Origin of the sequence: Craurococcus roseus (assembly GCF_039523795.1) — a bacterium.
In the GTDB taxonomy this organism is placed as follows: Bacteria; Pseudomonadota; Alphaproteobacteria; order Acetobacterales; family Acetobacteraceae; genus Craurococcus; species Craurococcus roseus.
This window is the reverse complement of sequence record NZ_BAAAFZ010000021.1, coordinates 1-11,964: the sequence shown is the minus strand read 5'-3', so window position 1 is coordinate 11,964 and position 11,964 is coordinate 1. Positions and strand designations below refer to the sequence as shown.

Annotated in this window: 17 protein-coding genes; 7 read left to right on the top strand and 10 right to left on the bottom strand. The window is 72.1% G+C overall.

The features are described 5' to 3' along the window. Positions 1 to 15: 15 nt before the first annotated feature. The 8 genes from fabF to ABD067_RS09110 all read right to left on the bottom strand — a co-directional run bounded on the left by fabF (position 16) and on the right by ABD067_RS09110 (position 5,566). Positions 16 to 1,299, bottom strand: coding sequence for a beta-ketoacyl-ACP synthase II (gene fabF / locus ABD067_RS09145; RefSeq protein ID WP_343894937.1), 1,284 nt, complete (start codon positions 1,297 to 1,299; stop codon positions 16 to 18). 40 nt (positions 1,300 to 1,339) lie between these two features. Beyond that, on the bottom strand, positions 1,340 to 1,579 hold the full coding sequence (locus ABD067_RS09140) for an acyl carrier protein (protein WP_343894935.1): 240 nt from the start codon (positions 1,577 to 1,579) through the stop codon (positions 1,340 to 1,342). Between the two features lie 306 nt (positions 1,580 to 1,885). Then, on the bottom strand, positions 1,886 to 2,092 hold the full coding sequence (locus ABD067_RS09135; RefSeq protein ID WP_343894934.1) for a hypothetical protein: 207 nt from the start codon (positions 2,090 to 2,092) through the stop codon (positions 1,886 to 1,888). 86 nt (positions 2,093 to 2,178) lie between these two features. Further along, a complete protein-coding gene (locus tag ABD067_RS09130) occupies positions 2,179 to 2,520 on the bottom strand; it encodes a cupin domain-containing protein (protein ID WP_343894932.1) in 342 nt (113 codons plus the stop codon). A gap of 70 nt (positions 2,521 to 2,590) precedes the next feature. Beyond that, positions 2,591 to 3,328, bottom strand: a complete 738-nt coding sequence (gene fabG, locus ABD067_RS09125) for a 3-oxoacyl-[acyl-carrier-protein] reductase (protein WP_343894931.1) — start codon at positions 3,326 to 3,328, stop codon at positions 2,591 to 2,593. 16 nt (positions 3,329 to 3,344) lie between these two features. Next, entirely contained in the window at positions 3,345 to 3,791 is a 447-nt protein-coding gene (locus tag ABD067_RS09120) for a GNAT family N-acetyltransferase (RefSeq protein ID WP_343894930.1), read from the bottom strand. Between the two features lie 2 nt (positions 3,792 to 3,793). Continuing rightward, on the bottom strand, positions 3,794 to 4,753 hold the full coding sequence (gene fabD, locus ABD067_RS09115; protein ID WP_343894929.1) for an ACP S-malonyltransferase: 960 nt from the start codon (positions 4,751 to 4,753) through the stop codon (positions 3,794 to 3,796). Positions 4,754 to 4,960: 207 nt separating this feature from the next. Further along, positions 4,961 to 5,566 (bottom strand): hypothetical protein, encoded by a 606-nt coding sequence (locus ABD067_RS09110; protein WP_343894928.1) that lies wholly within the window; start codon positions 5,564 to 5,566, stop codon positions 4,961 to 4,963. 391 nt (positions 5,567 to 5,957) lie between these two features. Here ABD067_RS09110 and ABD067_RS09105 point away from each other — a divergent pair, with 391 nt between their 5' ends. The 3 genes from ABD067_RS09105 to ABD067_RS09095 all read left to right on the top strand — a co-directional run bounded on the left by ABD067_RS09105 (position 5,958) and on the right by ABD067_RS09095 (position 7,177). Continuing rightward, the gene (locus ABD067_RS09105) at positions 5,958 to 6,248 is read left to right on the top strand and encodes a hypothetical protein (protein WP_343894927.1); all 291 of its coding nucleotides are present in this window, start codon (positions 5,958 to 5,960) and stop codon (positions 6,246 to 6,248) included. A gap of 110 nt (positions 6,249 to 6,358) precedes the next feature. Next, the gene (locus ABD067_RS09100; RefSeq protein ID WP_343894926.1) at positions 6,359 to 6,688 is read left to right on the top strand and encodes a glycoside hydrolase family 19 protein; all 330 of its coding nucleotides are present in this window, start codon (positions 6,359 to 6,361) and stop codon (positions 6,686 to 6,688) included. A gap of 24 nt (positions 6,689 to 6,712) precedes the next feature. Next, on the top strand, positions 6,713 to 7,177 hold the full coding sequence (locus tag ABD067_RS09095) for a peptidoglycan-binding protein (RefSeq protein WP_343894925.1): 465 nt from the start codon (positions 6,713 to 6,715) through the stop codon (positions 7,175 to 7,177). Between the two features lie 65 nt (positions 7,178 to 7,242). Here ABD067_RS09095 and aqpZ read toward each other — a convergent pair whose 3' ends face one another. Both aqpZ and ABD067_RS09085 read right to left on the bottom strand, forming a co-directional pair. Further along, the gene (gene aqpZ, locus ABD067_RS09090) at positions 7,243 to 8,259 is read right to left on the bottom strand and encodes an aquaporin Z (RefSeq protein ID WP_343894924.1); all 1,017 of its coding nucleotides are present in this window, start codon (positions 8,257 to 8,259) and stop codon (positions 7,243 to 7,245) included. A 98-nt stretch (positions 8,260 to 8,357) separates the two neighbouring features. Further along, positions 8,358 to 9,236 carry a helix-turn-helix domain-containing protein gene (locus ABD067_RS09085; RefSeq protein WP_343894998.1) on the bottom strand — a complete coding sequence of 293 codons (879 nt, stop codon included), beginning with the start codon at positions 9,234 to 9,236 and terminating at the stop codon, positions 8,358 to 8,360. Positions 9,237 to 9,518: 282 nt separating this feature from the next. Between ABD067_RS09085 and rpsF the strand changes: the two genes are divergently transcribed. The 4 genes from rpsF to rplI all read left to right on the top strand — a co-directional run bounded on the left by rpsF (position 9,519) and on the right by rplI (position 11,866). Further along, positions 9,519 to 9,995, top strand: a complete 477-nt coding sequence (gene rpsF / locus ABD067_RS09080) for a 30S ribosomal protein S6 (protein ID WP_343894923.1) — start codon at positions 9,519 to 9,521, stop codon at positions 9,993 to 9,995. 6 nt (positions 9,996 to 10,001) lie between these two features. After that, positions 10,002 to 10,292, top strand: coding sequence for a 30S ribosomal protein S18 (gene rpsR / locus ABD067_RS09075; protein WP_343894922.1), 291 nt, complete (start codon positions 10,002 to 10,004; stop codon positions 10,290 to 10,292). Between the two features lie 75 nt (positions 10,293 to 10,367). Continuing rightward, a complete protein-coding gene (locus tag ABD067_RS09070) occupies positions 10,368 to 11,294 on the top strand; it encodes a hypothetical protein (RefSeq protein WP_343894921.1) in 927 nt (308 codons plus the stop codon). A gap of 14 nt (positions 11,295 to 11,308) precedes the next feature. Beyond that, complete coding sequence (rplI, locus tag ABD067_RS09065) at positions 11,309 to 11,866, top strand: 50S ribosomal protein L9 (protein ID WP_343894920.1); 558 nt, start codon at positions 11,309 to 11,311, stop codon at positions 11,864 to 11,866. Positions 11,867 to 11,964: the final 98 nt, after the last annotated feature.

Genomic DNA, 11,964 nt, shown 5'->3' with positions numbered 1-11,964 from the left:
GGTGCGGCTAAAGGATCAAGGCGCGCCGCGGAATACGATGCTGGCGTTGGTGCCGCCGAAGCCGAAGCTGTTCGACAGCGCCACCTCGATCCGCCGCTCCTGCGCGTGCTTGGCCACGCGGTCGATCGCGCTTTCGCGCGAAGGCTTCTCCAGGTTGAGGGTGGGCGGCGCCACGCCGTCGCGGATCGCCAGGATGGAGAAGATGCCCTCCACGGCTCCGGCGGCGCCGAGCAGGTGGCCGATCGCCGACTTGGTGGAGGACATGGCCAAGCCGCCCGCCGCGTCGCCCCACAGGCGTTCCACCGCGCCCAGCTCCAGGTCGTCGCCGAGCGGGGTGGAGGTGCCGTGCGCGTTGACGTACTGCACCTGCTCCGGGGAAACGCCGGCGCTCTTCAGCGCCGCGCGCATGGCGCGGAAGGCGCCGTCGCCGCTCTCGGACGGCGCGGTGATGTGGTAGGCGTCACCGGACATGCCGTAGCCGATGACCTCGGCGTAGACCTTGGCGCCGCGCTTGCGCGCGTGCTCCAACTCCTCCAACACCAGGACACCGGCGCCCTCGCCCATGACGAAGCCGTCGCGGCCCTCGTCCCAAGGGCGGGACGCCTCCCTTGGCGTGTCGTTGTAGCCGGTGGACAGCGCGCGGGACGCGCAGAAGCCGGCCATGCCGATCTCGCTCACCGCCGCTTCCGCGCCGCCGGCCACCATAACGTCGGCGTCGCCGAGCGCGATCAGCCGCGCCGCGTCGCCCAAAGCGTGGACGCCGGTGGCGCAAGCGGTAACGGCCGAGTGGTTCGGCCCCTTCAACCCGTACTTGATGGAGACGTGGCCGGAGGCGAGGTTGATCAGCGCGCTCGGGATGAAGAAGGGCGAGATGCGCTTGGCGCGGCCGGAGCCCACCACCTGCGACGCCTCGTAGATGGTGGTCAGCCCGCCGATGCCGGAGCCGATCATCACGCCGGCGGCGGTGCGGTCCTCGTCCGTTTCGGCCGCCCAGCCGCTGTCCTCGACCGCCTCCTGCGCCGCCACGAGGGCGAGCTGGATGAAGCGGTCCATCTTTTTCTGGTCCTTGACCGGCACCCACTCGCCCAGGTCCAGCCCGCCGTCGGCGCGGGTGCCTTGCGGCACTTGGCCCGCGATCTTGGCCGGAAGGTCCTTCGTGTCGAAGGATTGGATGGCGGAGATGCCGCTCTCGCCGGCGATCAGCCGCCGCCAGACATGGCCGACGCCGACGCCGAGCGGGCAGGCGATGCCCATGCCCGTGACGACCACGCGCCGCGGCGCGGCATTGTGCGCGAACACCCTTGCGGCCTCCGTCCTTTCCCGTTCCCGCCGGCGCCGCTCAGGCGGCCTTCTGGCCTTCGATGTAGTCGATGGCGTCCTTGACGGTGGTGATCTTTTCGGCGGCGTCGTCCGGGATCTCCACGCCGAACGCCTCCTCGAACGCCATCACCAACTCCACCGTGTCCAGGCTGTCGGCGCCGAGGTCGTCGATGAAGGACGCCTCCGGGGTGACCTTGCCTTCGTCCACGCCGAGGTGCTCGACGACGATCTTCTTGACCTTCTCGGCGGTTTCGCTCATCGCGTGAAACTCTCCATCTTGCGGCGCTGCGAATTGGGGGAGGCGCCCCTGACCGCGGCGGGGCGCCTTCATTGGGTATGCCCTTCGGGACGCCCGACCGGCTTCGGGCCGGGGGCTTACCATGGAAGCCGGGAGGGGCCTAGGCGCGGATTGCGGGGAGGGCAACCCCCTGCGGCGGCCGCCCAGCGCGGCGCCCGGGATCAGCGCAGCGGGACCGGTCGGACGCGGAACAGCGTGCGAGCATGCGCCGCTCGTCTTCGCCGCGCGGGTGCTTGGCCCGCCGGTGGAGCCGGTCGGCGGCCCGGTTCATCGGTTCAGGGTCCGCATCACGACGGGGTACTCCTCGTCCACGCGCTCATCGTTGCCGCTGCCGACGAAGCGGAGCAGGGTGCCGCCGTCGGGATGCGCCACTATGGCCGTGATGTGCTCGACGTTGACGGAGATGCGGGGCGGCGACGCCCCAACGGCCTTGTCCTTCGGGGCGAAGCGCGCGAACTCGACGAACTGGGTCATGGCGGTGGTGTCCTCCGGGAGCCTCGTAAATGGGCGTGGCCGGCGCGTTCCGCGAAACGCGCAGCGTTCCCGTCCGCCGCCGGGCGTTAGCCCTTGTCGCGGCCGTGGACCTCGGCGGGCGGCGAGGTGGCTTCGACCGCGGTGAACTCCTCCAGGATGCGGTAGCTGTGCTCCGCGCCCTTGGGGACGACCCAGGAATTCGCGGCCTCCAGCAGCACCGTCTGGCCTTCGATCGTCAATTCGGCGCGGCCGGCGATGGCGTAACCGACCGTTTCGTAATCGCGACGGACCGGCGGCTTAGCGGGGCCGGGGGTCTCCTTCTCCCACAAGCGCATCGAAACCGTGCGGCCGTTGGCGAGGTACTTCTGCCCGTCCTTGCCCTTCGGCGAGTGGTTGCCGTCAACCTTGATGATCGTCGTGTCCGCCACGGCGGGGCCTCCTGTGCGAGCGTGCCGCTCCAACACGCCGCCGCCCAGGCGGTTGCGGCCCGGTTCGACCTCAGACCATCGCCATGCCGCCGTTCACGTGTAGCGTCTGGCCGGTGATCCAACCGGCTTCCGCGCTGGAAAGGTAGGCCACGGCGGCGGCGATGTCCTCCGGCGCGCCCATCCGGCCCGTCGGGATGCGCTCCAGCAGCTTGGCGCGCTGCGCCTCGCCGAGCGCGTCCGTCATCGCCGTCTTCACGAAGCCGGGCGCCACGACGTTCACGGTTATGCCGCGCGTCGCCACCTCCTGCGCCAGCGACTTGCTCATGCCGACCAGGCCGGCCTTTGCGGCGGCGTAGTTGGCCTGCCCCGCGTTGCCGGTGGTGCCCACGATGGAGGCGATGGAGACGATCCGCCCGTGGCGGCGCTTCATCATGCCGCGCAGCGCGGCGCGGGCGAGGCGGAAGGGCGCCGTCAAGTCCACCTCCAGCACCGCGGCCCAGTCGGCGTCGCCCATGCGCAGTGCTAGCATGTCGCGGGTGAGGCCGGCGTTGTTCACCAGGATGTCGAGCGCGCCGAACTCCGCTTCCACGCGCTCCACCAGGGCGGCGGGCGCCGCGGCGTCCGAAAGGTCCGCGGGGGCGACCAAGGCCCTTCCGTCCAGCTCGGCGGCGAGAGCCACCAACTCCGCAGCGCGGCGGCCGGTCACGGCCACGCGCGCGCCTTGGGCGTGCAGCGCGCGCGCGGTGGCAGCGCCGATGCCGCCGGTGGCGCCGGTGACGAGGGCGGCCTTGCCGGTCAGGTCGAACATGGTGCGCGGACTCCGATCATGCGGGCGGTAGCGCGTCGAGGCGCTTGGACAGGAAGAAGCAGGCGTGGCCCGGCGGGAAGTCGGGGATGGAGCCGAACACGCCGTAGCCCTGCCTCTCGTAGAAGCCGCGCGCCTGGAAGCTGAAGGTGCTGAGGGACGCGCCGGCGCGGCCCCGGGCGGGCGCCTCGTCCTCGGCGTGGCGGAGCAACTCCTTGCCCAAACCTTGCCCGCGCAGGCCAGCGGGCAAGTGGAAGTAGGCCACGAACAGCCATCCGAAAAAGGTGCGGCCGGCCAACCCACCCGCCGGCTCGGTCTCCCCGTCCCGGCGCACCGAGAGCGTCAGCGGCCGCCAGTCGTTGGGTCGCACGGCCGCGTTGAAGGCGATCAACCCGTCTTCGACGGCCTTTTTTGTCTCCTCGTCCTCCCGGTCGGAGAGGGCGATGGCGGTGGCCGGCGCCGGCACGGCTATAGCGTCTTCAGGAACGCCTCGACGTCGGCCGGCGTGCCTACGGCCGCGGCCTGGGCGTCCGGCGCGTTTCGCTTCATCAGGCCGGTCAGCACCTTGCCGGCGCCCAGCTCGGCGAAGCGGTCGCAGCCCATCGCCACCATGGCGGCGACGCATTCGCGCCAGCGCACGGTGGCCGTCACCTGCTTGACCAGGAGGCCGCGGATCTCCGCCGGGTCGGTCGCCTTGTCGGCGCTGACGTTGGCGACGACGGGCACGACGGGCCGCGCGATCCCCGCGTCCTCCAACGCCTCGGCCATGGCGTCGGCGGCGGGAGACATCAGGGCGCAGTGGAAGGGCGCGGACACGGGCAGCAGCATGGCGCGCTTCACGCCCGCGGCCTTCGCCGCCTCCACCGCGCGCTCCACCGCAGCCTTGGCGCCGGAGACGACCACTTGGCCGCCGCCGTTGTCGTTGGCGACCTCCACCACCTCGCGCTCGCCCGTCTCCGGATCGGTTGCGGCCTCGGCGCAGATGGCCAAGGCCTGCTCCGCTTCGGCGCCCAGCAGCGCGGCCATGGCGCCGGTGCCGGGCGGTGTGGCGCGCTGCATGGCCTCGCCGCGCAGGCGCAGCAGCCGGGCGGCGGTGGGCAGGGAGAAGGCGCGGGCGGCGGTCAGCGCGCTGTACTCGCCGAGCGAGTGGCCGGCGACCAGGGCGACGCGGGACGCGAGGTCGAAGCCGCCCTCGCGCTCCAGCACGCGCAGCACGGCGACCGAGTGCGCCATCAGCGCGGGCTGGGCGTTGGCGGTGAGCGTCAGCTCCTCCGGCGGCCCCTCGAACATCAGGCGCGAGAGCTTCTGCTTGAGCGCCTCGTCCGCCTCCTGAAAGGTTTCGCGGGCTATGGGGAAGGCGGCGGCGAGGTCGCGTCCCATGCCGGTGGCTTGGCTCCCCTGGCCGGGGAAGACGAAGGCGAGGGCCATTGGGGTTTCCTCTCGGGCCGCGCGGCGCTCCCGTCGCGGCAGGAGGGGCGGCCCTATACGCGGGTCAGGGACGTGTCAACGCACGCGCGAGAACGAGCCCGGGCGCTGGGGGGGGGCGGCGGCCCGCGCGTCGAGACCGCCCAGGGTCCGCCGCGAACCGGCCGGATGCCGCGCCACCGCCACCGCCACCGCCTTCAGCGACCGGCGTCAGAAGCCGGCCACTGAAGGCGGTGTCACGGGGGCGGGCGGCGGCGCGACGTCCTGCGAAGGCGGCGCCGTGGCCGGCTCCGCCGCCGCGGGTGCGGGCGCCGGCTGCGCCGGCCGCGGCGCTTCGGCGCGGGCGGCGGTCGCGGCGGGCTCGAAGGTGTAGTCGGGCACGATGCGCGCTTGGTTGCCGGCGATCAGCAGCACGTTCTGCCCGATGGCCAGCGGCGTCGCGTCCGCCTGGGTGACGGAAAGCAGGTCGCCCTTGGTGGTGCGGACCACGTACTCGAAGGCGCGGGTGTCCACCACCGTGTGCTCGGCGGCGGTGCCGACCAGCCCGCCCACCAAGGCGCCGCCGACGCCACCCAGCGCGGACACGATGCCGGCGCCCGGCGCTTGCGCGCCCAGCACGCCGCCGGCCGCGGCGCCGGTGGCGGCGCCGGTCGAGCCCTCCGCGCTCACCTTCACTTGGCGGCGGCCGACGACGGTAGCCTGCTCAACCTTGTTGGCCTGCTGCACCGCGCGGGTGGCGTAGGTGTCCGGCGAATAACGCGGACCGCACGCGGCGAGCGACAGCAATGCGAGGGCAACCAACGATGGATGGAGCAAGGCCGCAATGCACCCAGATGGGATGTATCGGCGGTGTTTAAGCGAAACGTCAGCGGTTTGTCATCGATTGTGTTGGGGCGTGCGGGCCGTCCTGCGCCGGGTGTGGCCGACGAGCCAGCGCCTCAGCCGGGACGATGCTGCGTACGCGGAACAAGCACGCGGTCGACTCCGACCGTGTCCCGGCTGACGCCCATCCCGGCCCGCGGGGTGCTGCCGTGAAGGAAACGGTGTGGAGCAGGATGGCGTTCTGGAGGCGGTTCGGTCGCGTTGGCGGGTAGCAACGCTCGGGTTCGCCGCTGTGTTGGGCGCCATCGATCGCCACGCGTGGGCGCAAACGGCGGAGCTTGTCCGGTTCGCGCGCGGCGCGTCGGGGGCCGAAGTGCGCGGGGCGGTGGTCCGCGGCGAACGCGCGCTCTACTCCTTCCAGGCGCGCGGCGGCCAGCGCATGACCCTGCGCATCGCCGCCCTGGAGCGCGACGCCGTGTTCCAGGTGTACGCCCCGGGCGCCGTGCCGGAGATCAAGGCCTCCATCCCGGAGGTCGCCGGGGAGGCGCTGCCCGGCGCTGGGGAAGGCGACGACGCGACCCGGTGGACGGGCGTGCTCCTGCGGACGGGCGCCCACCTCGTCGTCGGCTCCACGCGCGGCAACGCCGCGTACCGGTTGACCGTCTCGATCCGTTGAGGAGGGAGCGGACGCGGCGCCCCAGGTTGTGCGCCGCGTCACGGCCGCCTGCGAGCCGGCGAGCGCACGATGGACTGCGCCCTTGCCGATGCAGGGGGAAGACGCCGCCCATGATTACCATAGATAGCCAGACGATGCGCGAGGTCGCGCCCCGGTTCAGCGGCAAGGCCGCGGAACGCCAGGACGCGATCATCGCCGAGGTCGGCGAGGCGTTGCGGCCGGCGCTCGAAGGCTACGGCATCACCGACCGCCTGCGGATCGCGCATTTCCTGGCTCAGACCTGCCACGAGTCCGCGGGGTTCCGCACCACCGAGGAGTTCGCCAGCGGTGACGCCTACGAAGGCCGGAAAGACCTCGGCAACACGGAGCCAGGCGACGGCCGGCGCTTCAAGGGGCGCGGACTGCTACAGCTCACCGAGCGGGCGAACTACCGGGAGTAAGGCGAGGCGCTGAGCGTCGACTTGGTGGCCGACCCGGCGCGGGCGGCCGAGCCTGTGCTCTCGTCCCGAATCGCTTGCGAATACTGGAAGCGCCGGAAGATCAACGAAGCCTGCGACCGTGACGACCTGTTGCGGGTCACAAAGCTGATCAACGGCGGCCTGAACGGGCTGGAGGACCGGCGCACCCTGGCGGCGAAGGCCAAGGCGGCGCTGGCGCGGATCGAAGGCATACCGCTCTCGGGCGCGGTGGCCGCCAACGACGACCGCCCGGTGCTGCGGCGCGGCTCCAAGGGCGAGGGCGTGGCGCGGCTGCAGTCCTTGCTCCGGGACCTGGGCTTCGCCGTGGCGATTGACGGCGATTTCGGACCCGGTACCGAGGTGGCCGTTCTGCGCTTCCACTCCGAGCGCCAGCTCGTGGCGGACGGCATCGTCTCGCCGGAAACATGGTCGGCGCTCGAAAAGGCGTCCGGGAAGAAGGCGGCTGCGTAGCGGGGGGCACCGCGGCCGGGAAGGCGGGCTTCCCGGCCGCGGTTCCGGCCGCGCGGCGGAGCAGTTCAGCGCGGCTCGCGCGCCGTGGCGGGCGCCAGGGCCTCGCCGGCCGAGCGCATGGCTTCCCGCACCGCGGCTTCGCGGTCGGCCGCGCTGTCCTCGGCGCCCAGCCAGGCATGCACCAAGCCGGCCGCCGCCGCGCCGGCGATCGGCGCCACCCAGAAAAGCCAAAGCTGCGCGAAGGCGGCGTCCGGCCCGAACAGCGCGACGCCAGTGGAACGCGCCGGGTTCACCGAGGTGTTTGTCACCGGGATGCTGATCAGGTGAACCAGGGTCAGGCCCAGGCCGATGGCGATGGGCGCGAAGTCCTTGGGCGCGCGCTCGGAGGTGGCGCCCAGGATGATGAGCAGGAAGAAGAACGTCATCGCCATTTCGGTGAGCAGGGCCGCGGCGAAGCCGTAGCCACCCGGCGAGGCGGCGCCATAGCCGTTGGTGGCGAAGCCGGCGGCGGCGTCGAAGCCGGCCTTGCCGGAGGCGATGACGAACAGGACCGCCGCGCCGGCGACGGCGCCGAGCACCTGCGCCGCGACGTAACCCGGCGCCTGGGACGGCTTGAACCGCCCCGCGGCGACCAAGCCGAGCGTGACGGCGGGGTTCAGGTGGCAGCCGGAGATGTGGCCGATGGTGTAGGCCATGGTGAGCACGGTGAGGCCGAAGGCGAACGAGACGCCCACGAGGCCGATGCCGACCTCCGGGAATTTGGCGGCGAGCACGGCGGCGCCGCACCCCCCCAGGACCAGCCAGAGGGTGCCGAGGAACTCGGCGGTGAGCTTGCGGAACACGGAATACTCCTCCTTGCTTGCGATCGGACGCGGGCCGCCGTTCCGGTGCCCGGACACGGACCGGGCGCAGTCGAGGAGGTCGAGCGCCGCCCAGACGAGCCTCTCGAAGCGCTCCGCGTCGCGGCCCGCTGCCGCCTGTCGCAGGCGGTCCAGAGCTGCGGCCCGCAGCGTCGCCGCGGCGGCGCCCTCGTCTCGTTCCTTCGCTCCGCTGTCCATGCCGGTGAACCGGATCGACCCCACGCTGGCATCCTAGGAGTGGGGGGGCGGCCGGGCTCGGAGGGGATTGCCGAGGTCTGGTGGATTCTTGCTGACCTGCCGGGCAAGGGCCGCGGCGCCCTTCAGGCCACCGTGGCGGCGCGAAATCGGGCGGGGGTCGCCCCGGTTTCGCGCCGGAACACCTGGGTGAAGTGGCTTTGGTCGGAGAAGCCGAGCGCCTGCGCTATGGCCGCGAGCGGCTCGGTCGTCCGGCGGATCATCTCCCGCGCCCGTTCTACGCGGCGCCCGACAACGTAGCGCTGCAGCCCGACACCCATCGATTGCTTGAAACAGCGGCTGAAATGGAAGGGGCTGAGGCAAGCGACGTTGGCGAGCTCAACCAACGATAGTTCTTCGCCGAGATGCGCCTCGATGTGGTCCAGCACGCGCCAGAGCCGTTCGCGCGACAAGCCGCGCGCCTCGGGGTCTTGCGGCTTCCAGGCGGCCGAGAACCGGCGCGTGAGTTGCACCGCTAAGGCCACGCTCAAGCCGTCCACCAGCAAGCGGTCCGCTGGGTCGCTCCCGACCTCCAGCGCCAAGCTGCGCACGATTTGCTCGACCAAGGGGTCCGCGAAGTCGCTGATCGGTCCGATGGATGTCCCACCGCCGACTTCCGCCATCAGGTCGCGGTATAAGAGTGGGTCCTGTAGGACTTGGAACACCCTGCCTGGCCCGTGCGACACCCCGACCTGGATGCCGGCGGGGTAGAAGCCGAGGGTGCCCGGACGCAGCGTGAAGCGACGGGTGGGGCCACCGTCGAAGCTTTGCGCGATGGGGCCGATCAGCGCTGCAGAAAGAACGATGCGGTGCCAAGGATTGCGCCACATGCCCTCCCCGTTGCCCCGTCGGAAGACGGCGACCGACACCCGGTCCCAGTTCGTCGCCCGCTCGATGGCGAGGCTCGGGGCCTTCCATAAGGGCTCTGCCGGAACGACCGGGTTCGCCGCAACGACCTGAATCATCACACCTCCGCCCGCGGAAGCGTACGCGCGATGGTTGCGTCGAGAGTTGGCACGGAACGCTCCGCCGCAAAAGGAATGGTTGCTCGTTCCTGAAAATGTGAATCGCCGTTGGTTGTCGTCGAGCCGACCGGGCGACCCGTCGCCGCGGCGACGCCGCCCTTGCCCCTCACGCGCGTTTGTGCTTAACGCCCCGCTTCCCTGCCGCCGCGGAGGCACCGCGCGCGGCTATGCCCGTTTTGGCGCCCGTTCCGGGTGCGGGGCTGAGCCAGCCAGAGGGGACACATGCCGCTTTACGAATGCGTGCTCATCGCGCGCAATGACGTCACGCAACAGCAGGTCGAAGCCATCGCCGACCAGGTCGCCGCCTCGGTCGTCGAGGGGGGCGGTGAGGTTCGCAAGCGCGAGTACTGGGGCCTGCGCGGCTTGGCGTACCGCATCAAGAAGAACCGCAAGGCGCACTACATGCTCCTCGGCATCGACGCGCCGCCGGCCGCAGTGCAGGAAGCGCGGCGCCAACTCGGCTTGCACGAGGACGTGCTGCGCGAGATGACGCTGCGCGTCGAAGCGATCGACGAGGCGCCTTCCGCCATCCTGTCCCGCCGCAGCGACGAGCGCGACCGCGACCGCGGCTTCCGAGGCCCGCGCCCGGCCGGGCGCTTCGGCTCCGGCCGCACCCGCGAGCGGAGCGACGAACGCGAGGAATTCCGCGCCCGCCCGCGCGAGGAGATAGAAACGCCGGCGCCGGGCTCCGAGGAGTAACCAAGCATGTCCGACCAGATCCAGGCCGGCACCGAGCCGAGCCCCGCCGCGCGCCGCCCTGCCGTCGGCGCCCGCCGGCCCTTCTACCGCCGCCGCAAGTCCTGCCCGTTCTCCGGCCCGAACGCGCCGAAGATCGACTACAAGGACGTGCGCCTCCTGTCCCGCTTCCTGTCGGAGCGCGGCAAGATCGTGCCGAGCCGCATCACCGCGGTGAGCGCCAAGAAGCAGCGCGAACTGGCGCTGGCCATCAAGCGCGCCCGCTTCCTGGCGCTGCTGCCTTACGTCATCAACGACTAGGGCGGGTTCCGGCCGCCGGCCGGGCGCTGCCGCCCCCGGGCGGCGGCGCCGGTCGGGCCGCGGAGGGTGAAGGCGGTGTCGGGAACGCGGCCGCAAGGACCTGGGCTCCTGTCGGACCCGCGGCTGTTGGCCGTGGGCGCCGCCGGCTTCGCCGCCGCCGCCGCCGCCCTTTGGGCCCTCCGCGGGCTGCCTTTGGGCGCGGCGCTGTTTTGGCTGTCCCCTTTCCCCTTGTTCGCGGCCGGCCTGGGCTTCGGTCCCGGCGTCGCGGCAGCGGCGGTGGCGCTGGCGGTCGCGCTGCTTTGGACCTTGAGCGGCTTCGCGGCGGCCTTGGCGTTCCTTGCGCTGTTCGGCGCGCCGGCGGCGCTGCTGCTGGCGGCGGGGCTGCGCGGCGCGGGCGGCGCGTTCCAGCCGGCGTTGCCCCTGGCGTTGCTCGGCTTGTGGCCGGTGGCGGTGTTGCTGCTCGCGGTGCTGTTCCTGGCCGGCGGCGAGGGCCTGCAAGCCACCATGCGGGCGATGCTCGAAACGACGCTGGGCCGTGCCGGCTTCGCCGTCCCCGAGCCGGTGCTGAGCCAAGTGGTGCGGGTGAAGGCGGCGGCGATCGGTTTCCTGTCGGCCGTGGCGCTGTTGGGCAACGGCTTCGCGGCGCGGCGGGCCCTGCTGCGGTGGGGCGTCGCCGTGCCGCCCTTGCCCGACCCGTCCGCGGTGCGCCTGCCCGGCTGGTACCCGCTGCTGCCTGCGCTGGCCACCGGCGCGTTCCTTGCCGTCCCCGCGGAAGCGGACGCGGCTCCGGTTTCGGCGCTGCTGCTGCTCTTGGTGCCGCTGTTGGTCATGGGAGTCGCCGGTGTCCACGCGCGGGCGAAGGGCCGGGCGGGACGGGTGCCGATGCTGGCGCTGTTCTACGTGCTGCTGGCGTTGTTCCTGCAAGTGATGGGGCCGGCCTTGGTCGGGCTCGGCCTCTACGACCAGTTCCGGCGGCGCGCCCCGGCGCCGCCTTCCGTTTGAAAAGGGCCTGAACGATGATCGAACTCATCTTGATGCAACGCGTGGACAAGCTCGGGCAAATGGGCGAGGTGGTGAAGGTCCGCCCCGGCTACGCCCGCAACTTCCTCCTGCCCCAGGGCAAGGCGATCCGCGCCAACAAGGACAATCTGGCGCGCTTCGAAGAGCAGCGTGCCCAGCTCGAGGCGCAGAACCTGAAGCGCCGCGAGGAGGCGGAGCGGGTGGCCGAGCGCGTGCAGGGGCTTTCCGTCACCATCATCCGCTCGGCGGGCGAGGGCGGCGGGCTCTACGGCTCGGTTTCGGCGCGCGACATCGCGGAAGCCTGCACCGCGGGCGGGCTGTCCATCACCCGCCAGCAGGTGCTGCTGGAGCAGCCGATCAAGGCCGTGGGGCTGACCACGGTGCGCGTCGAGCTGCACCCGGAGGTGCAACTGCCGGTCACGGTGAACGTGGCGCGCAGCCCCGAAGAGGCGGAAAAGCAGGCCCGCGGCGAAGAGATCGCCCGCGAGGAGGAGCCGAGCCTGGAAGACGAACTGCGGGCGGAGCTGGGCGCGGCGGCGGACGACCGGGGCTGAAGCGCCGCCGGGGCGCGCCTCGCCTGCGGCGCCCCGGCCGCTCAGTGCCTGTTGGACGGTCGGCGGCGGGCGACGCGGCGGAGCAGCGGCGCCCCCAT

Excerpts from the sequence above, each read along its gene's own strand:
- rplI (WP_343894920.1), top strand. The coding sequence starts at position 11,309 with ATGATCGAACTCATCTTGATGCAACGCGTGGACAAGCTCGGGCAAATG.
- ABD067_RS09135 (WP_343894934.1), bottom strand. The coding sequence starts at position 2,092 with ATGACCCAGTTCGTCGAGTTCGCGCGCTTCGCCCCGAAGGACAAGGCC.
- ABD067_RS09085 (WP_343894998.1), bottom strand. The coding sequence starts at position 9,236 with ATGATTCAGGTCGTTGCGGCGAACCCGGTCGTTCCGGCAGAGCCCTTA.
- fabG (WP_343894931.1), bottom strand. The coding sequence starts at position 3,328 with ATGTTCGACCTGACCGGCAAGGCCGCCCTCGTCACCGGCGCCACCGGC.
- ABD067_RS09100 (WP_343894926.1), top strand. The coding sequence starts at position 6,359 with ATGATTACCATAGATAGCCAGACGATGCGCGAGGTCGCGCCCCGGTTC.
- rpsR (WP_343894922.1), top strand. The coding sequence starts at position 10,002 with ATGTCCGACCAGATCCAGGCCGGCACCGAGCCGAGCCCCGCCGCGCGC.
- fabD (WP_343894929.1), bottom strand. The coding sequence starts at position 4,753 with ATGGCCCTCGCCTTCGTCTTCCCCGGCCAGGGGAGCCAAGCCACCGGC.
- ABD067_RS09140 (WP_343894935.1), bottom strand. The coding sequence starts at position 1,579 with ATGAGCGAAACCGCCGAGAAGGTCAAGAAGATCGTCGTCGAGCACCTC.
- rpsF (WP_343894923.1), top strand. The coding sequence starts at position 9,519 with ATGCCGCTTTACGAATGCGTGCTCATCGCGCGCAATGACGTCACGCAA.